Here is a 17,784-nt window from a genome sequence, read left to right as displayed (position 1 = left end):
CGAAGCGCCGCAAATATTCGCCCGCCCGGCGTTATACCCAGCCCGGACGGGTTTTGAACAGAGCCGCGAGGAAGTCGCAGGGAGGATCGAAAAAATGTTCGGCGACCTCTCGCGCCCGCGACGAGGCCCCGGAACTTCCACACCGGGCGATTCTCCTTCGACCGGCAGCCGCGAAAGACGCTCGCCGGCCGGCCCCAATCGAAGGTGACATAAGGTGACACAAGCCTTTCGGAAATCGTGCCAACGCTTGTGGCGGGCATGGGTTGCGGTGGCAGGTGGAAACGTCGAAAAATCGAAAAGTCGAAACGTCGAAATGGTGCGCGGCGGCGGGGTTGCGCGGGCGGGCATGCATCGGAACCCATCGCGCAAGCGGTGGCTGAGACAATCCTCGAACATGGGCGATGTTGCGATTTCCGGGCGTTGCTTCGCGTCGAGCGTCGTTCTGGCCACGCCTTGCGGCGTGGGTTCTGATTGAGTGCGGCGGCGGGTTTTTGAAGGTGACAATAGGCGAAAAAAGTTCTGGGGGACGCTTGCAACTCTCGTGACGGTCGCGTGTTGGGGCGCTTCGCGAATTGGGCGGATTTTGGTGAAAAACGGCAAAGTGAAACAAGACCAGTGTATGCCCGAACAGGCACGGAAAATTTCGGGAAAGTTCGTTTGTAAGTCCAGAAAAAGCGCCGGTGAAAAAGTGAAACAGGAAATGGGTGAGACATTGAAATGTGCGAGCGAAGTCGCCGGTGATGAGGAGGCGGACAGATGGGTCGTGCGATTGCCATGGCAGGGAATCCCCTCAATGGATCACACTTGCTCCATGTGCGCGCCAAATTGTTGAATCATTAGGCTTGATTCCCTGCGTCGAAACCCTCTTGACACAATTATGGGGGGGGGCGTGTACAATACTTAGCGAAGTGTACATTTGCTGCCGCATGGCAGGAGGAATCATGGCACGCTATTTGTCCAGCTTGTTTGTCTTGGCCTGTGCATCGATTGTCTTCGCAGATCCACCGGGCACCGCACAACTGCCAACAACGCTCATCTATTGCGATAAGTCACCGGGAACGATCGTGCATGCATACGCCTGGCAAGGCGTCGTTTCAGGGCAAAGTCAACAACATGTTCTCACGACTACAGTCGAGGCACTCACGACACGGTTGAATCAGGGGCCATGGAAGCGAGTCATCATCATTGCTCGTCATCAGCAGGACGAGCCGCCGTACGCTTCTGTTGTAAGAGCGTATTGCAACGCTCATCCTAACAAGTCCGTTCAGTTGTTTATCTGGCATGACAACGGTCAGGCACTTCCCGCAAATAAAGCCGTGATTGGCACGACGGCGACCTTGATTTGGAATCGAGGTGTCACGACAACCGGATACGCTATCGCGGGAGCTGGTACGGTGATGGACGCCGCGCAAGCCGTGACGACACCGGGGCTAACCCTTCCGAACTTCTCGGGGATTCAAACAGTGTCTCAGCGCGAGATCGCCGAGTTCTCTGTAGAAAACCAGAATGGCGTGGAGACACTGCTCTTTCCGATTAATCCGTGCAAAACGGGATGCCTTGGGGTTTACATTGCCAAGTTGAACAGTTGCGAAACGGACTTCTCCACTGAGACCGAACGCTGCATGGAATTGCACGGTCCACAGGATGGAGACCCGGGCAATCCGAACGACTTGGCTACATGTTTGACGGGCGCAAGTAATCGCTATTCGAATCGTATCAACGCGGCTGTTGAGGCATACAATCTTTGTATCAAGTGGTGCGACGGTCGAGTCGTGCCCCAACAGCCTGCACCAGCACCTCCCGGCGGCGGTTGATGTCATAACTGACGCATAGGCCATGGGTCGGCGGCCACTGCCTGCGTTTTAATATATAGAGCTGTTCCGGCCACAATCGATGCCGGCAGCGAATACCGCGCATCTACAGTCCTCCGCGACTTGCTCCGACGGTTCAATCGTTCTTACTGGAATCTGTTTGGGAGGCCAAATCGCCGGCGCGCTATTCTTCGCAGGTTTCCGAAGCGATCAGGCGATCGACGAGCATCTCGATGTCGTGATCGTCCAGCGCGGCGTCGCCGTCCATGTCTGAACAGGCGCACGCCTGATCGACCGGCCCCTCGGACGGGGTGGACATGAGGCAGTCGATGAACGACTGCATGTCGGCGCCGGTCAACGCCTTGTCGGCGTCGGTATCGCCGCGGCAGGCGCAGACCGTCTCGACCGGGGTGAAGCTCAACTCGTAAATCGGGCTGTCCGCGTGGACGCCGTTGTGGTCGTGCAGGCGAAAGCGAAGGCTGTAGATGAGGCCGACCGTGCCGGCGGGGATGTTGAAGACGAGATGACCATCGAAAAACGGCGGGCCGAACTCGAACGTTTCACCGGGCACCCAGACGTGCGAGGTGACGATCTGCAGGCCGGGATCGGCGTCGATGAAGATGAACTGGATATCGCAGCCGGGGTCGAGCAGGAAGAGGTCTTCGTCGGACTCGTCGATCTCCGCGGAGGCGATGCCGGGACTGGCATTGGCCGCGCCGATGATGCCGGGAAAGACCGAGGGCGGCAGTTCGATCGGCTGGTTGACTTCGATGTGGACTTTCAGATCACCGGCGGCGCTTTGGCCGATGACGACGCCGTGGGCCAGCGCGAACTGCGCCCTACTGAGGATGACAGCTGTCGCGACGGCGCAAACGATCTGACATACCTTGGCGAGCGGCATGGATGCCCCCTAACCCGAATATTTCATCAGGTCGGCGTTGAATAGGAATAGAAAAAGCCTCGAAGCCTTGTAGACTGGGGTTTCGTAAGAACATTCCGGTCCATAGGCAGGGAGGCTTTTTCGTGACAGACTGTAACAGCAAACCGATGTTCTTTTCCAGTCTCGGCCGCAAGAAAATCGTGGCCGATTTCACAGGCGGAACGCTCACCTCAGACGCCGGGGGTCTGCTGCTTCGGGAGGTCGAGCGGCGTCTGGGCCTGGTCGATCAACTGGCCGGGGTCATCAACGACCCGCGTGATCCGGCCCGAATTCAACATGACCAGCGGGTCATGCTGGCCCAGCGCATCTTTGCCATTGCGATGGGCTACGAAGATCTCAACGACCATCAAGCCCTGCGGAGCGATCCCGTGCTGGCGGTCCTGACCGGGCGGCCGCCGAGCGCGGATGAGCCGCTGGCCAGCAGTCCGACCTTGTGCCGGCTGGAGAACCGCGTCACGCGCGGCGACCTGGCACGAATGTCGCGTGTGCTGGTGGAGCAGTTCATCGCGTCCTATGAATCGCCGCCGGAGGAATTGATCCTCGACTTCGACGCGACCGACGATCCGATCCACGGCAACCAGGAAGGCCGCTTCTTCCACGGCTATTACGACCACCACTGCTTCCTACCGCTGTATGTGTTCTGCGGCTCGCGGCTGCTGGTCTCCTACCTGCGGCCCAGCAACATCGACGGGGCCCATCACGCCTGGCCCATCCTGAAGCTGCTGGTGCAGCGCTTGCGACAGGCGTGGCCCGGGGTGCGGATCATCGTCCGCGGGGATTCCGGCTTCTGCCGCCGGCGAATGATGAAATGGTGCGACCGGCACGGCGTCAAGTACGTGCTGGGCCTGGCCCGCAACACCGTCCTGGAGAAAGCGGCCGAGTCCTTCATGCAGGCGGCCGAGGCCCAGTTCGCCACCACGCAGCAGAAGGTGCGGAACTTCCACGAGATCGAGTACGCGGCGCAGACCTGGGATCGCCCGCGCCGCGTGATCGTCAAGGCCGAGCGGCTGGTTCAGGGGCCCAACGTTCGATTCGTGGTGACCAACCTGACCGACCGCACGCCGAACGATATCTACGACGGTCTGTACACGGCCCGCGGCGACATGGAGAACCGCATCAAGGAGCAGCAGCTCGGGCTCTTCGCCGATCGCACCAGTTGCCACGCCTTCCTGGCCAATCAGTTCCGGCTGCTGTTGTCCTCGGCGGCCTACGTCCTGGTGGAAACGCTGCGCCGCACGGCCCTGGCCGGCACCGAACTGGCCGAGGCCCAGGTGAACACCATTCGCCTGAAACTCCTCAAGGTCGCCGCGCGGGTGGTCGTCTCCGTGCGCCGCGTCGTACTGCGACTGTCGAGCAGCTGCCCCCTGCAGGACCTGTGGCGATCCCTGGTTCCACGACTCCGCCTGATCCCGCCCGCCCCATCATGACCCGAAAAACAACCTGATCACCGCTTGGGGGTAAGGGGGCCCTGCGCGCTCCAACCTCCACCTTCGTCCCTCCGCTCACGCACAAAGCCGAAAAACTCCGTCCATCACCATTCGAAGATCACTGATGAAATATGCGGGCTAACCGTGTAAAGACGAAGAGCTTTGGGGATTATCTGCGAGTGAAGTCGGTTGATTCGAAGCCGTCATCGGCGCGGCAGGCTCACCTGTTAAGGGCGGACCTGCCGCGCCAAGGATGACGGACTTCGCGAGAAAGAATTCGACGATGGTCCCACTAGCGCCGTCGTCGAATGAGGAGACCTGCAACGGCCAGGAGCGAGAGCGCGGACGGCTCGGGCACCAGTTGCCAGAAGCCGCGAATCTCACCGCCTCCAAAAGTGGTGGAATGAATGTTCAAATAAGCGCGACCCTGGGCGATAGCGTTGGCCAAAGCGATCTCCGCGCTGGCGGTGGTTCCGCCATTCGCCGTGATGAAAGACGGGTTGTAGCTCGACGAAAGGGTCATATCCATGAGGATGTCGTACATCCCGCTGGAAACGCCGATCGGGAAGCCCGCGAAGAACGGGGTGGTCGTCATGACGCCTGCCGTGCTGACGCCGGGGACCGCGGTCGGACCGTGGGTGTGGGCGGCGGTGGTGGTTCCGATGAGGCCGGCGAAATCCACATGCATCTGCATGGTGTGAGCGACATCGTCGTAGACCAAAGTGGCGTAGCCGGTGCCGGGGGAAGCGTTCGGCGGCGCTTCACTGGGGCCGTCGAGAAAGGCTTCGTATGAGATGATGGTGGCGCTTGCCGGGGCGACCGCCAATCCGAGCGCGAGCGCACAAATAGTCAGCCTTGCAAAGCGAGTCATTTCCGTTCCTCCGTTCATATGTAAAGATTTCCCGGATAGAAGTGCACGGCTGACCCACCAATGCATTTCTACGGACCCGCCGAATGTTCGGCACAAAGCCCTTGCTCGGTGAGGAAAAGCGTACCGGAACTCACGGTGAAAATCAAGCCGCCCGCGGCGGATGTCGAACCCCTCTCGCGGCGTCGAAAGCATGTCGAGCCGTAAGCTGAAATGTCGATTTGATAGGAAGTTACGGCCGCGCAACGCAGGCGGCGAATCGCAAATTGCCCCGGTTTGCCAGATTCCCGCCCGCGCACTCATAATGTACGCCCAGACGCGGAACACCGAATCCCAGGAGGCGACGCCATGAGTACGAATCGATTGTCCCAGGTGCAGCAGGCGATGCAGGCCGAAGGCCTCGACGCCCTGTTCGTCGCCAATCCGAAAAACGTCCAGTACCTCGCGGGCTTCAAGACGACGATGCCCGGCGAGGTGCAGCACTTCGGCGACCCGGAAGGCTACGCCGTCATCTACAATGGCGAGTGTCATCTGCTCTGCGACGGGCGATACATCTCCGGCGTGCGCAAGCTCTCCGGCATCACGCCGCAGCTCATCACCTCGCCGACGACCGCGCGCACCTTCGCCGACAAGATTCGCGAAATCATCGGCAGCGGCCGCAAGACGGTCGGCTTCGAGCGCGGCGCAGTCCTTTATGGCGACGCCGTGGCACTGATGGAGTTCTCGCCCGACATCGACTGGAAACCCGCCGACGACATCCTGACCACGCTGCGTGTCATCAAGACGGCCGACGAAGTCGAACTGATCCGCAAGGCCCAGGCCATCACCGGACAGTGCTTCGATCATATGAAGGCCTTCATCAAGCCGGGCATGACCGAGAAGCAGGTCGGCGTGGAGATCGAAACTTTCCTGCGATCCAACAGCGACGGTAACTCATTCGCGCCGATCGTCGGGTTCGGCGAGACGGCCTGCAATCCGCACTACACGCCTTCGCCGACGCGCAAGCTCGAAAAGAATCAGATGGTGCTGCTCGATTTCGGCGGCATCTATGAGGGATACTGCGGCGACATGACTCGCATGTTGTTCTTCGGCAAGGCGGACGATCGGTATCGAGAGGTGTACGATCTCGTGCTGACGGCGCAGAAAACCTGTATCGCCGCGGTGAAGCCGGGCGCCATCTGCCACGACCTCGATGCCGTCTGCCGAGACTACTTCAAATCGAAGAACTGCGCCGACGCATTCATGCACGGAACCGGCCACGGCGTCGGACTTGCGATTCACGAAGACCCGCGGCTCAAGCCGACCTTCCGCAATCCCGTCGCACCGGGCATGGTCTTCAGCGTCGAGCCGGGATTGTACTACGCAGGCTGGGGCGGCATTCGCATCGAAGACCTCGTCGCGGTGACGCCGACTGGGTGCGACAACCTCACGACCACGCCGAAAGACTTGATTGAGATCCCGGTATAGTGACGCCAAGCTCGCTGGAGAACCACGCGATGAAGCATGCTGTGGTCTTGACGATGACGGTGGCCGCCTCCCTTCTGTTCGCCGGATGCGCAACCGAGACGACAACGAAAGAGTCGGCCGATGCCCCGCGCATCACGCAGGTGGAGTCGCCGCAGGCGCTGAAGAATCTGATGGCCCACAGCGATGTCGAGGTCATCCATTCCCTTGATCACGAGCACTTCGTCAAGGGCCACATTCCCGGGGCGGTGAATGTCGACTATGAGAAGATGACCGAGTCGATGCTGCCTGCCGACAAGGACAAGCCGTTGGTTTTTTATTGTGCCGGCGGCGGCTGTCCGGTCAGTCGCATGGCGGCGGACAAGGCGATCCGCTGGGGGCATCGGAATGTCAGCGTTTTTGAGGGCGGGATCAAGGCCTGGCAGAGCGCGGGCATGACCGTCGCAACGGGCGAGTAATCTGCATCTTCAACAGTGAGACCGCGGACCTGCTCAAACGCTCGACGGCTCCGCGGAGTCCGCCCGAAGGCACGCCGCCCAGGCCGGCGCGTTGCCGATCAGGTGTTGCTCAATCTGGCTGCAACCGTTCGCGGGGACCACGCTCCATATCAGCCTGCCGATCGGCGACAGCGGCGGTGGATCGCGCGTCGTCTCGACCAGGCATTGCAACAACGCCTGCTCGATGCGACTCTTACCCAGCTCCGGTTGTTTCATTTCCTGCCAGGTCCGGACGATCTGCTCGACGATGTCCGACTCAGAACCCTCCTGCGCCTTGAGGCAGGCAAACGTCAGCAAGGCGGCGGCTTCCAGTCGGAAATCGCCGTGGTAGGCAATGCCGAATTCTCGCGCGGCCTCCTTCACCCGACCGTGCCGCAGATGATCGGCGGCCAGCAGGAATGATGCGCCGGCGTTCGGCGCCGCATCATCGAGTAGCGCCCGCACGGCGGCGGCCCGCGATTCGGCCGTGCTGCCGGTCCATGCCGCGATGGCGCGCGAGCCTGTCTCAATCCGCCGCCGCCTTGAAACGAAGGCCGCGACGACGACCAGACCAACGAACAACACGCCGATAATCAGGACGAATCTCACGCCGATTCTTGTAGTTTGCGGCCGATATCGTGTCAATTCGACCGACGGCCACGTCCGTATCGGGCCTCCAACCGGCGGATGCCTTATCTACAAAACTGCTCACATCGTGAACGAACCCGGACGATGAACGACACCGGGAAGCTGTCTGCTCGTGCGCAGCCGCGCTACGGGGAGAGCTTCGGTTCTGGGCTTCGCGGTTTGATCCATGATCCGGCCGCGATTCGGTGATTCTCGGTATTCCTCGGCGACTTGGGGAAGACCTGCAGGGCATTCGGGGCGACCATCGTGCACTCAAAGTTCTCCACAATTGATCCCCAGCGCAGTGGTTCGACCGCGAGGCCCTCACGGACGGACGAGTCACCCGTAGACACATCCAATCGGGCGCGTGACGAGCTGCTTCGGTCCGTCTTCGACACGACCGTGGATGGGATCATCGTCATCGACGCGACCGGCATCATCGAGATCGCCAACAACGTCGCGACGAGGCTGTTTGGTTACTCCGAGGAGGAGATGATCGGACACAACGTCAAGATGCTCATGCCGTCGCCCTATTGCGATGAGCACGACGCCTATCTCCGGCATTACCTGCAAACCGGCGTCCGAAAGATCATCGGCATCGGTCGCGAGGTCGTCGGCCGTCGCCGGGACGCTTCGACATTCCCCATGGACCTCGCCGTCAGCGAGATGGTGGTCGACGGCGTTCGCAAGTTCACCGGCTTCGTTCGTGACATCTCCGACCGCAAACAGGCCGAGTCGCAGGTGGCGGCCCATGCCATGGCCCTGGCCCTGGCAAATGAAAACCTTGAAGCGCAGCGGGACAAACTCGTCACCCAGGGCCGCAAGCTTGAGGCGGGCAACGCCGCCCTTCAGGACGCCATGATCAAGGCCGAAGCCGCGACTCAGGCCAAGAGCGAGTTCCTCGCCAACATGAGCCATGAAATCCGAACGCCGATGACCGCCATTCTCGGTTACGCCGAAATCCTCGGCGGACTCGCCGCAAAGGCAGACGCCCCGCGCGAATGGCAGAACGCCATCGCCACGATCCGCAAGAACGGCGAACACCTCATCGCCATTCTCAACGACATCCTCGACCTCTCCAAAGTCGAAAGCGGCAAGCTGACCATCGAAGAGATTCCGACGGACCCGCGCGACCTCGTCGCCGGGGTCTGCGAACTCATGAGGAGCCGGGCGAATCTCGGCGGACTCTATGTCAATCTCGAAGTCGAGCGCCAGTTGCCCGCCGCCGTCGAGACCGACCCGACGCGCCTCAGGCAGATTCTTCTCAATCTCGTCGGCAATGCCATCAAGTTCACCCCCCAAGGCGGCGTGACCGTTCGCGTCTCGAAACCCGAATCCCATGATGACCTGATTCAATTCGACGTCATCGACACCGGCCTCGGCATCAGTCCGAAGAAGCAGAATCAGTTGTTCTCCCCGTTCTTCCAGGAAGACTCCTCCGTCACCCGGCGCTTCGGCGGAACGGGCCTGGGACTCGACATATCCCGGCGGCTCGCCCGGCTGATGAAGGGCGACCTCGTCCTTGTCGGATCCAAACTGGGAGAAGGCTCGCATTTTCGAGTGACCGTTCACGCGCGACCCATCGATGTCGACGTGATGGGCGCTGTCCAGTCTCGAAATCACGGTCACCACGATCTGGATATGTCTTCGGAACCGGAGTTAAGGATCGACGGACCGTATCGCATTCTCCTCGCCGAAGACAGCCCGGACAGTCGCAGGCTGATCTCGCACTTCCTTACAAAAGCCGGCGCCCAGGTGACGGCGGTGGACGACGGTCAGAAGGTCATCGACGCCGTGCAGGTCGCCTCGAATACGGACATAGCCTTCGACTTGATTCTCATGGACATGCAGATGCCCGTCCTCGACGGATACGCCGCCACGCGTCAACTGCGCAAGAGCGGCTGCAAACTGCCGATCATCGCGCTGACGGCCCACGCCATGGTCGAGGATCGGGCGAAATGCCTCAGCGCGGGATGCGATGAATACGAATCCAAGCCGATCATGCGCGCAAGACTGATTTCACTGATCAACGGCGTCGCAGCGCGTGCGAAGGCCGCGATCGCCGAATGCGGGGTGCCATGAGTATGATCAATAATGGACAGATCAAGGTTCTTGTCGCCGACGACAATCGGGCGTTCGTGGAATTGATCGCCTCTTTTCTCCAGAAGAGAGGACTTCTGGTCCTGACCGCGCGGGACGGTCGCGAAGCGCGAAGCATCATCGAGAACCACGGGCCCGAGCTGGTCATCACCGATCTGGTCATGCCCGTCCTGAATGGTTTCGAGCTGTGCCGCTTCATTCGAACTGCCGAGACCGTCGGCTTCACCTATGTCGTGGTCATGACCGCCAAGTCCGACGCGGCCACGCTCTCGGCGGCCTTCGACGCCGGCGCGGACGACTGCATCCGCAAGCCCTTTAACGAGCAGGAACTCATTTCGCGTGTCCGGTCGGCCGAGCGGATCATCCGCCTCGAGGCCTCCTACCGGCAGAACGCCATGCGACTCCACAGAGTCAACGCAGAAGTCGCCGCCGCCAATGACCGGCTCCTGCAAAAAGCCAGCATGCTCACCGCCTCCAACCAGACCGCGACCATCGAGAAGGCCGCCGCCGAAAAGGCGTGTCGGGAAAAGAGCGACTTCCTGGCCAACATGAGCCATGAGCTCCGCTCGCCGCTCAGCGCCATTCTTGGGTACGCCGAACTGCTCCATTCCGATGGCGACATTAGCAAGGCCCCGCCCCAGCGCGTCAAGGCCCTCGAAACCATCCTTCGTAACGGCAACCACCTCCTCGAAGTCATCAACGAAGTCCTCGAGCTGTCGAAGATCGATGCCGGACAATTCCGCATCGAGCCGGCCCCCTGCCGGCCCGTTGACATCGTCGAGGAAGTACGAGACCTGCTGCAGGTCATGGCCGACGAAAAGGGACTCGGCCTCACCGCCGACGTTGACGGCCCGATACCCGACATCATCGAGAGCGATCCCGTGCGGATCAGGCAGATTCTGATCAACCTCGTCACCAACGCCATCAAGTTCACGGAACGAGGCAGCGTCAGAATCGTGCTGCGGCAGTCGCGCAACAATCAAGACAACGTCTGCATGCAATTCGACGTCATTGACACCGGGATCGGGCTCACGCTCGCGCAGCAGAGGGATATCTTCAACAGGTTCAGCCAGGCGGATAATCAGGGCCGTGCATCCGGTCTCGGCACGGGCCTGGGGCTGGTCATCAGCAAGCAGTTCGCCCAGTTGCTCGGCGGAGACATCGAGCTGGACAGCCAACCGGGCAAGGGCAGCACCTTTCGGCTCACGGTCGCGACCGCGGGCGTCGGTCAGGATGCCGCGGCTGACGCACGATCGCTGCCCGATGCTGAGCCGACGAATACTCTCGATCGCGAGCATCCATCATCCAGCCTCGGCGCCGTTCGAGTGCTCCTCGCCGAAGACAACGAGGATTCACAGCGGTTGCTCTCCGAATTCCTGCGCCGAGCCGACATCGATTCCACCGTCGCACCGGATGGAAAGGCCGTCGTCGAAATGGCGCTTGCCGCCGAATCCTCGGACAAACCGTTCGACATGATTCTCATGGACCGACAGTTGCCCATCATGTCCGGCGTCGAAGCGACCGCCCAATTGCGCGCCAGGGGATTCCGCAAGCCGATCATCGGCCTCAGCGCCGGCATCCAGCCTCACGAGATCAACCAGATGATGGAGGCCGGCTGCATGGCCTGCGAAGCAAAGCCGATCACCCAGGAAAAACTCATTCACACGATTCACCACTGGATACACCACGAAGGAGGAATTGACATGGGCCAAAAGAACGCAACATCTGAACCGATCATCAGCACACTGGCCGGCGATCCGGACATGCACGAGCTGGTCAGGGAATTTGTCGACGCATTGCCCGGCAAGGCATCGCAGCTCCAGGACATGCTCGCCGCCCGGGATATCGAGTCGCTCGCCCGACTGGCTCATCAACTCAAGGGCTCCGCGGGCGGATATGGATTCCCAGCCATTACGGATCATGCCGCCAGGCTGGAAGACACCGCCAAACACACCAAGGACATTCAGAAACTCAACGATCAGGTCCGCCAGATCGCGGATATGTGTCATCGGGCCAGCGGCGCACCGCGATAGTCCACAAGAGTCCATATGGTTAAACGACTGCTCATCGTTGATGACGACAGCTTCAGCGTCCGGCTGCTGGAGAAGTACCTCGCCAATTCGGGGTACGAAATCCACAGCGCCCCCAACGGCAAGGAGGCCCTCCACATGGCGCTCCAGATTGCCCCGGACATCGTCATTACGGATTGGGTCATGCCCGAGATGGACGGACTCGCCCTGGCCAAAGCGCTCCGACAGCAGGAAGGCATCGGCTTCACCTATGTCGTCATGGTCACCGCGCAGTCGGACATCGAAAACCTCGTGGAGGCCTTCGAGTCGGGCGTCGACGACTTCCTGAAGAAGCCGATCAACCGAACCGAGCTCACCGCCCGGCTCAGGGCCGGCGAGCGCATCATCGACCTTGAGCGCCGCGCCGTAAAGCGGCAGCGGGAGATTCATCGCCTCAACGCGGAGATGGCTGTTTCACACCAGAAGCTCGAGGCCCTGAACAACAAGCTCAACATGATTGCCGTGACGGATGAACTCACCGGCCTGCTCAATCGCCGCGAGGCAATCGGCCGACTCAGGGAACAATGGGAAAACCAGAGTCGATACAAGTCCAGCTTCAGCATCGTCGCCATGGACATCGACCACTTTAAGCAGGTCAACGACACCTATGGACACGCCGCCGGCGATCTGGTTCTCAAGTCCGTCGCCGAGTGCATGAAGGAGACGGTGCGCACCACGGACATCGTCTGTCGAACCGGCGGCGAGGAATTCCTTGTCATCTGCCCAAACGTCGGCAGTGAGGGCGGCGCCACCTGCGCCGAGCACATCCGCGCAAGTGTCGCGGCGATGGTCTGCTCTTTCGAGGGAGTGACCATTCCCGTCACCCTCAGCGCGGGCGTCGCCGAGCGAACGTCGAGCCACATCACGCCCGATGATGTGCTGGTCGCCGCCGACAAGGCGCTCTACGAGTCCAAGCGCTCGGGGCGAAATCGCGTCACCATCGCCGAAGCCGTCCCCACCCCTTGATTCGCCGCCGGGCCGCCTCGACACTACCGTTGATGTCCAGGCCCTACGCTCAAATTGAAAAGTCGATTCGCCCCCCCACCGGCGACCGCGATGCCGACATGCAGGCCTTCGTCGATGCGACGTGGCCCGCGCTCCACCCGGCGGGCATCTCGTGGCTCGGCTTTTATGTTGACCGCGGCGGCGACGAGCTCATTCTCGGCCCCCGGCGCGACAAGCCAGCCTGCTCGCCCATCGGCCTGCATGGCGCGTGTGGAAAGTCATTCACGTCGAGGCAGCCCCTTGTCGTCCGGGATGTCGCCGACCTGGGAGCCAACTACATCGCCTGCGACCCGCGCGACAAGTCCGAAGTCGTTGTTCCACTTATTGACGCACTAGGCGCATGCTGGGGCGTGCTGGATCTCGACAGCTACGACGTCGGCGCCTTTGACGACTCCGACGTTCTTGGACTGAACATGCTTCTGAGAAAAGCGGGGCTCACGACCTGACATCGACCGATGCGGGCGCGACTTAGTCTTTCACCACCGGATAGCCCGCCTCGCGCCACGCACGAATCCCCCCGTCCATGGAGATGACGTTGCGATAACCCATCTTCTTCAGCGCCTCGGCGGCCAGCGCCGATCGATATCCCCCGCCGCAATACAGCACAACCTCTGCGTTCGCGTCCGACACGCGTGCCTCGATGTCGCGCTCAATGACGCCCTTGCCGAGATGAATCGAATTCGGCAGATGTCCCTCGGCCCACTCGCTCTCCTCGCGGACGTCGATCAGATAGAAATTCTCGCCGCGATCGATGCGCGGCTTCACCTCGTCGATCGTCACCTCATGGACGTGCTCCCGGGCGTCATCGACGAGCTTCAGAAACCTTGGTGCATGTTTGGTCATAGCGTGCCCTCCACTTTCATGGGTGCGAGTTCGATTCCGATTCTCCGAGCCAGCTGCGGCCCGGTCAAGGACGCCGCCTCCATTATTTGACTTTGCTGCGCCGACTCGATCTACTGCCGAAGGGAGAAGTGGCCGCATGGCGATTGCCGTCGCGATTACGCGCGATTTAATTTTTTCCACCAAGATCACCGGTACCGGCAAGTCCCTGGGGCTGGATGCTCGCGCCGCCTCGCTGCCCAGCGCTGCCCGCGCCGCCCTTTCCGGCGGTGATACGCGGCTGGTCTTCGTGGACATGGCCCTGCCGGAAAGTGAAGGCGTCGACGCGATTGCCCACGCCGCCGGCCTCGACCCGCGACCGACGATTGTCGCGTTTTATTCGCATGTGGACGCCAAACTGGCCCAGATGACGACCGAGGCCGGGGCCGACATCACCCTGCCGCGATCCCGCTTCACTGAGGAGCTGCCCGCGATTTTCCAGAAGTATTGCGGGGCCGCGGCCTCCTGACCCCCTCCCATCGAAAACGACGGCCGGCCGACCCGTACCTTACGATTAACGAGCCGGTTTCATTCGCGAATTGTCGTTCGCCCACTGCGAAAGGAGCGGCACGCGGGGCACGACCTGTCGCACATCGACCAGATCACGCGCTATCTCGCGGCGATTCGGGAGCGATGATCGGAACGCCTGCCTTGGCGGGCAGCGGCGCCGACCACGAACGCATCACGTCCAATCCGATCGCCGAGAGGATCAGAACCGATCCGCCGGCAAAGTAGATCGTGAGCGGCACATCGAAGAACACCCGCTCCACGAGGACGGTGATGAGGAATTGTGCATTGACCACGATCATCGCCCGCGTGGCGTCGTATTTGGCGATCACGATGTAAGTCAACAGATAGCCCAGATAGCTGCTGACCACGGTGATGAAGAAGAACCCGCTGACTCCCCGCCACGTGACGCCGGGCGCGTCAAAGGATCGCAGCGACCACAGCCCGAACGGGGTATGCACGGCAGCGCCGAGCAGGAACACCGCCGTCAGCGAAGCCAATGCGCCGTACTTTTGCAGGAATGCCTTGCTGGAAATGACAAACGCCGCCCACGACGCGACCGCCAGCATCAGCAGCAGGTCGCCGAGGAACATGTCGCTCCAGCCAGACGACGATTGAAACGAAACGCGCAGCGATGGGTACAGCACGCACGTGGCCCCGGCGAAGGCCAGCACCGCCGAGACGAGCATGATCCCGGAGTACGACGACTTCCGCGCCAGCACCGACCCCCAGAACACCAGCACCGGCGTCAGGGCATAAAAAAGCGCGGCGTGCGATGCATTCGTCAGCTTGATGCCCCCGAGAAAGCCGAGCTGATTGATCGGCACGCACAGCAGCGAAATGCCAAGTAGCGCCGGCAGATGACTCCGATTAAACGGCAGCCGCTGGCCCCGTGCCCGCATGGTGGCGTAGAGGAGAATTCCCGCGGTCCCGAATCGCAGCCAGGCGGCGAACATCGGCGGAATCTCGTCCACCGCCATCCGCGCCCCGATCGGCGTGAGCCCGCCGATGACGGTCATCAGGATGAGAGAGATTACCAGCCCCATTTACCCACCGATCACGCCCTACCGGGCGATTGATTGCTTACCTTCGTACTTCGCGCGTTCGCCTCCGTTGCGCCGCCATCGCGAAACACTGTAGCGCCGCCCCTTAGGGTCGGCGAATGCGCCCGCGATTGTATGCCCGCCGGCCGCACGCCGTTAATCGACACCGCCGGGGCGAAACCAACAGCGCCGGCGGAGCAAAATCGAAGGTGACATAAGGTGACACACGCGATTTTTTTCGCTCGAAACTCCTGTGGCGGAAACGTGTTGGGGCAAGTCGCGTTTTCGGCGGTTTTTGGTGAAATCGGCTGGCACAAGGAGGCGCCGCGCCCTTCAGGGGTAAGGGTTTCAGAGGACAAGGGGCCGAGTGATTTCGCTTCCGCATCGCGCGCCATCCAGCCGAGCATGGGTGGATTGAACTCTATTCATGAACACTTGCTCCATGTCCGCGCCGATGCCGGGTGACCGGAGCGAATGATCCATCGTGAGACATGAATGGCGAGATGTTCTTGGAAGGATTGCCGCCGCTTCACGCAGAGCGCGGAAGGGGGTACGGAAAAAGGGCGTGTCCCCAGCATGCCTCATAACGGGTCACGTCCACGCGTATGGCGTTGAATTGTGAGGACCAGGAAGTACTTGCCGCAGTTGCTCCTGACTACGGCCGTATCACCTACTCGATCGAAGACGACCGTTCCTTCTATTTTAATCTCAATCTCTTTCCGTGTAGTGTTCTTGCGCTCAAAGCTAACATCCGCCTTCAGCGGAAAGCCTTTGGAAATGACCTTGTGATAAAGGATGCCCTCGAATTCGCCTTGGGGATTCTCAGGTCTTGAAGTGGCTTCGTCCGCGTCGATCTCGCGGCTTTGATAGCCACACCCCCCGACATCCTCATCGGGAACCGCTCCTATTGGACAAGAGAGCTTGTGTTTGTATTGGACGGCCCCCCCTTTTCTTATGAGTCGAACATATGAATCTGTTTTACCTCGATCGACCCCACCTGTCGCGATGACGATAGCGTTCAAGTCGTAGTCGTCGCCCGCATGACTGCCCACCTCGGTGACGCCTGAGTGCGTGCTGAGAGCAAAGACCGGCAAGAAAGAAACAGCTATTAGCACTGCGATCGTACTACACAACCGATTCATGTTGTCTCCTAGTCGATTTTGTAACGACTGCAATCGACACAACGGACTTTCAATTCCGCCAGGACGTCATCCCGATCTGATGACAACGTCCTCTACGAATTCGTTCCCGCCTTTCGCCGGAGGGTGTAGCCCAGAACGCCGTCGATCCATGCCCGAATAGCCTGCGCGCCTTCAGAATTGCTTGCCAAATTACTGATGCCACTTCGTCAAGAATGTATCACGGTGTTCTTCCGTGATCGTGCAAAGCCGCGTCGATACGTGATCCGTGCCATCAATGCGAAATGTTCAGAGCACGCTGTCGCTGTTCGCATCAACCCGCGACTTTGAAATCCATGCTGCGCGCTTCGGTGACTCGGCGGGAGGCGTCCAGTATTTCGATGCTCACCAGGTTGCCCTGCGCATCGTAGTCCAGGATCACGCCCGGCTTGTCCTCGTCGCTTTCCGCAACAGGATCGGAGCGAAGCTCCAGCGTCAGCGTATCGGTCCTGGCGTCGTAGGTGGCCTTCATGGGCTTCTCCTGTATTTCTCTATTCTACTCGTTCGGTAGGCGGTTACCACTTCGGGATTGTCGATCAATGTCCACGAATACACGCAGGAGATGGTTGCCTGACAAATCCTGCGCGACGACACGGCCGGGACGATCGGGCAGCACGGCTTCAGGTTGTGCCAAGATGCGTCGAACCTCGGATTCGTCGATGCCGCGCCGAACCATCCGTCCCTTGGCGTGATCGGTCTATACAGCAGAGCCGATATCAGCCATTTCGAACACTCGCTTTACAGCACCCTAAACCACGCCGCCTTCAAATACGCCGACTCCGGGCAGCTCATCATCACCGGGTGGTCCGCCGCCGCGCCGGTGTACTCGAACAGTTGTAGGTTCCTTCCTATCGGCCGAGCCCGCTGCACCGTCTGCACGAACATGTCGCGAAATGCGACGGCTATCGCATCACGGATGCCATCGCGCAGCCAAGACGCCGTCGATCGTCAAGTCTTCGTCGAGGGTTTCCCAGCGAAGCGCCCGACCCCGGGCTTCGATGCGCATCTCGCGCAGTTGCTCGTCCGTCGCATCGCGCAGGCGCCGAAACCTGTCAGCCGGAAATGCGATCTCGCGCCCGTCCTCAAGTTCGATGCGCACCTTGCGCCCGTCGATCCATGCCCGAACGGCTCGGGCGCCTCCGGTATTGCTAGCCAAAGTACTCATGCCACTTCCTCAGGAACTCTTCACGATGTTCCTCGGTGATCGAACAAAGCTGCGTCAACTCATGCTTCTTCATACCGTCATTATACGCTAACGAGACCGGATCCAGCCAGAATTTGCACGTATCGTCGTCGCGGCGCACATGGACGTGGGGCGGCTCATGACCTTCGTCGCTGTAGAAATGAAATCGAAACCCCTGCCAACGGAAGATCGTAGGCATATAGACCC

20 protein-coding genes are annotated in these 17,784 nt (G+C 60.7%); 9 read left to right on the top strand and 11 right to left on the bottom strand.

Annotated elements, in window-relative coordinates:
* The first annotated feature begins 941 nt into the window (after nt 1-941).
* Entirely contained in the window at nt 942-1,814 is an 873-nt protein-coding gene (locus HS101_13030; protein ID MBE7507186.1) for a hypothetical protein, read from the top strand.
* A gap of 181 nt (nt 1,815-1,995) precedes the next feature.
* On the opposite strand, the gene HS101_13025 is transcribed toward HS101_13030, so the two are convergent.
* The gene (locus HS101_13025) at nt 1,996-2,712 is read right to left on the bottom strand and encodes a hypothetical protein (protein MBE7507185.1); all 717 of its coding nucleotides are present in this window, start codon (nt 2,710-2,712) and stop codon (nt 1,996-1,998) included.
* Nucleotides 2,713-2,858: 146 nt separating this feature from the next.
* Between HS101_13025 and HS101_13020 the strand changes: the two genes are divergently transcribed.
* Nucleotides 2,859-4,178: an IS1380 family transposase gene (locus HS101_13020; protein MBE7507184.1), complete on the top strand. Its 1,320-nt coding sequence runs from the start codon at nt 2,859-2,861 to the stop codon at nt 4,176-4,178.
* Between the two features lie 292 nt (nt 4,179-4,470).
* Here the strand turns inward: HS101_13020 and HS101_13015 are convergent, their stop codons facing one another.
* Nucleotides 4,471-5,049: a CHRD domain-containing protein gene (locus HS101_13015; GenBank protein ID MBE7507183.1), complete on the bottom strand. Its 579-nt coding sequence runs from the start codon at nt 5,047-5,049 to the stop codon at nt 4,471-4,473.
* A 345-nt stretch (nt 5,050-5,394) separates the two neighbouring features.
* Between HS101_13015 and HS101_13010 the strand changes: the two genes are divergently transcribed.
* Together HS101_13010 and HS101_13005 are read left to right on the top strand one after the other, a co-directional pair.
* Nucleotides 5,395-6,513: an aminopeptidase P family protein gene (locus tag HS101_13010; protein ID MBE7507182.1), complete on the top strand. Its 1,119-nt coding sequence runs from the start codon at nt 5,395-5,397 to the stop codon at nt 6,511-6,513.
* A gap of 29 nt (nt 6,514-6,542) precedes the next feature.
* Nucleotides 6,543-6,968 carry a rhodanese-like domain-containing protein gene (locus tag HS101_13005; protein ID MBE7507181.1) on the top strand — a complete coding sequence of 142 codons (426 nt, stop codon included), beginning with the start codon at nt 6,543-6,545 and terminating at the stop codon, nt 6,966-6,968.
* Nucleotides 6,969-7,001: 33 nt separating this feature from the next.
* Here the strand turns inward: HS101_13005 and HS101_13000 are convergent, their stop codons facing one another.
* Nucleotides 7,002-7,595: a hypothetical protein gene (locus HS101_13000; protein MBE7507180.1), complete on the bottom strand. Its 594-nt coding sequence runs from the start codon at nt 7,593-7,595 to the stop codon at nt 7,002-7,004.
* Between the two features lie 285 nt (nt 7,596-7,880).
* Between HS101_13000 and HS101_12995 the strand changes: the two genes are divergently transcribed.
* From HS101_12995 to HS101_12980, 4 genes are read left to right on the top strand one after another with little or no spacing between them, the layout of a single operon-like run.
* Nucleotides 7,881-9,695, top strand: coding sequence for a PAS domain S-box protein (locus HS101_12995; GenBank protein MBE7507179.1), 1,815 nt, complete (start codon nt 7,881-7,883; stop codon nt 9,693-9,695).
* The gene (locus HS101_12990) at nt 9,692-11,746 is read left to right on the top strand and encodes a response regulator (protein MBE7507178.1); all 2,055 of its coding nucleotides are present in this window, start codon (nt 9,692-9,694) and stop codon (nt 11,744-11,746) included. The genes HS101_12995 and HS101_12990 overlap by 4 nt, the downstream gene beginning before the upstream one ends.
* Before the next feature lie 15 nt (nt 11,747-11,761).
* A complete protein-coding gene (locus HS101_12985) occupies nt 11,762-12,748 on the top strand; it encodes a diguanylate cyclase (GenBank protein ID MBE7507177.1) in 987 nt (328 codons plus the stop codon).
* A gap of 32 nt (nt 12,749-12,780) precedes the next feature.
* The gene (locus HS101_12980) at nt 12,781-13,233 is read left to right on the top strand and encodes a GAF domain-containing protein (protein ID MBE7507176.1); all 453 of its coding nucleotides are present in this window, start codon (nt 12,781-12,783) and stop codon (nt 13,231-13,233) included.
* A 22-nt stretch (nt 13,234-13,255) separates the two neighbouring features.
* On the opposite strand, the gene HS101_12975 is transcribed toward HS101_12980, so the two are convergent.
* On the bottom strand, nt 13,256-13,630 hold the full coding sequence (locus tag HS101_12975; protein ID MBE7507175.1) for a sulfurtransferase: 375 nt from the start codon (nt 13,628-13,630) through the stop codon (nt 13,256-13,258).
* A gap of 136 nt (nt 13,631-13,766) precedes the next feature.
* On the opposite strand from HS101_12975, the gene HS101_12970 reads away from it, so the two are divergent.
* On the top strand, nt 13,767-14,135 hold the full coding sequence (locus tag HS101_12970; GenBank protein ID MBE7507174.1) for a hypothetical protein: 369 nt from the start codon (nt 13,767-13,769) through the stop codon (nt 14,133-14,135).
* 133 nt (nt 14,136-14,268) lie between these two features.
* Here HS101_12970 and HS101_12965 read toward each other — a convergent pair whose 3' ends face one another.
* The 7 genes from HS101_12965 to HS101_12935 all read right to left on the bottom strand — a co-directional run bounded on the left by HS101_12965 (nt 14,269) and on the right by HS101_12935 (nt 17,776).
* Nucleotides 14,269-15,219 (bottom strand): DMT family transporter, encoded by a 951-nt coding sequence (locus HS101_12965; protein ID MBE7507173.1) that lies wholly within the window; start codon nt 15,217-15,219, stop codon nt 14,269-14,271.
* A gap of 578 nt (nt 15,220-15,797) precedes the next feature.
* The gene (locus HS101_12960) at nt 15,798-16,358 is read right to left on the bottom strand and encodes a hypothetical protein (protein ID MBE7507172.1); all 561 of its coding nucleotides are present in this window, start codon (nt 16,356-16,358) and stop codon (nt 15,798-15,800) included.
* A 310-nt stretch (nt 16,359-16,668) separates the two neighbouring features.
* Entirely contained in the window at nt 16,669-16,866 is a 198-nt protein-coding gene (locus tag HS101_12955; GenBank protein MBE7507171.1) for a DUF2283 domain-containing protein, read from the bottom strand.
* A 24-nt stretch (nt 16,867-16,890) separates the two neighbouring features.
* Nucleotides 16,891-17,070 carry a hypothetical protein gene (locus HS101_12950; GenBank protein ID MBE7507170.1) on the bottom strand — a complete coding sequence of 60 codons (180 nt, stop codon included), beginning with the start codon at nt 17,068-17,070 and terminating at the stop codon, nt 16,891-16,893.
* Nucleotides 17,071-17,132: 62 nt separating this feature from the next.
* The gene (locus tag HS101_12945; protein ID MBE7507169.1) at nt 17,133-17,279 is read right to left on the bottom strand and encodes a hypothetical protein; all 147 of its coding nucleotides are present in this window, start codon (nt 17,277-17,279) and stop codon (nt 17,133-17,135) included.
* Nucleotides 17,280-17,304: 25 nt separating this feature from the next.
* The gene (locus HS101_12940) at nt 17,305-17,559 is read right to left on the bottom strand and encodes a DUF2442 domain-containing protein (protein MBE7507168.1); all 255 of its coding nucleotides are present in this window, start codon (nt 17,557-17,559) and stop codon (nt 17,305-17,307) included.
* Entirely contained in the window at nt 17,543-17,776 is a 234-nt protein-coding gene (locus tag HS101_12935) for a DUF4160 domain-containing protein (GenBank protein ID MBE7507167.1), read from the bottom strand. Before HS101_12935 ends, HS101_12940 begins: the two co-directional genes overlap by 17 nt.
* Between the last annotated feature and the right edge of the window lie 8 nt (nt 17,777-17,784).

This window comes from Planctomycetia bacterium (genome assembly GCA_015075745.1).
Classification (GTDB): Bacteria; Planctomycetota; Phycisphaerae; order UBA1845; family UTPLA1; genus UTPLA1.
Note: the sequence above shows the minus strand (reverse complement) of the source record. Positions and strands in the feature narration are given on the sequence as shown.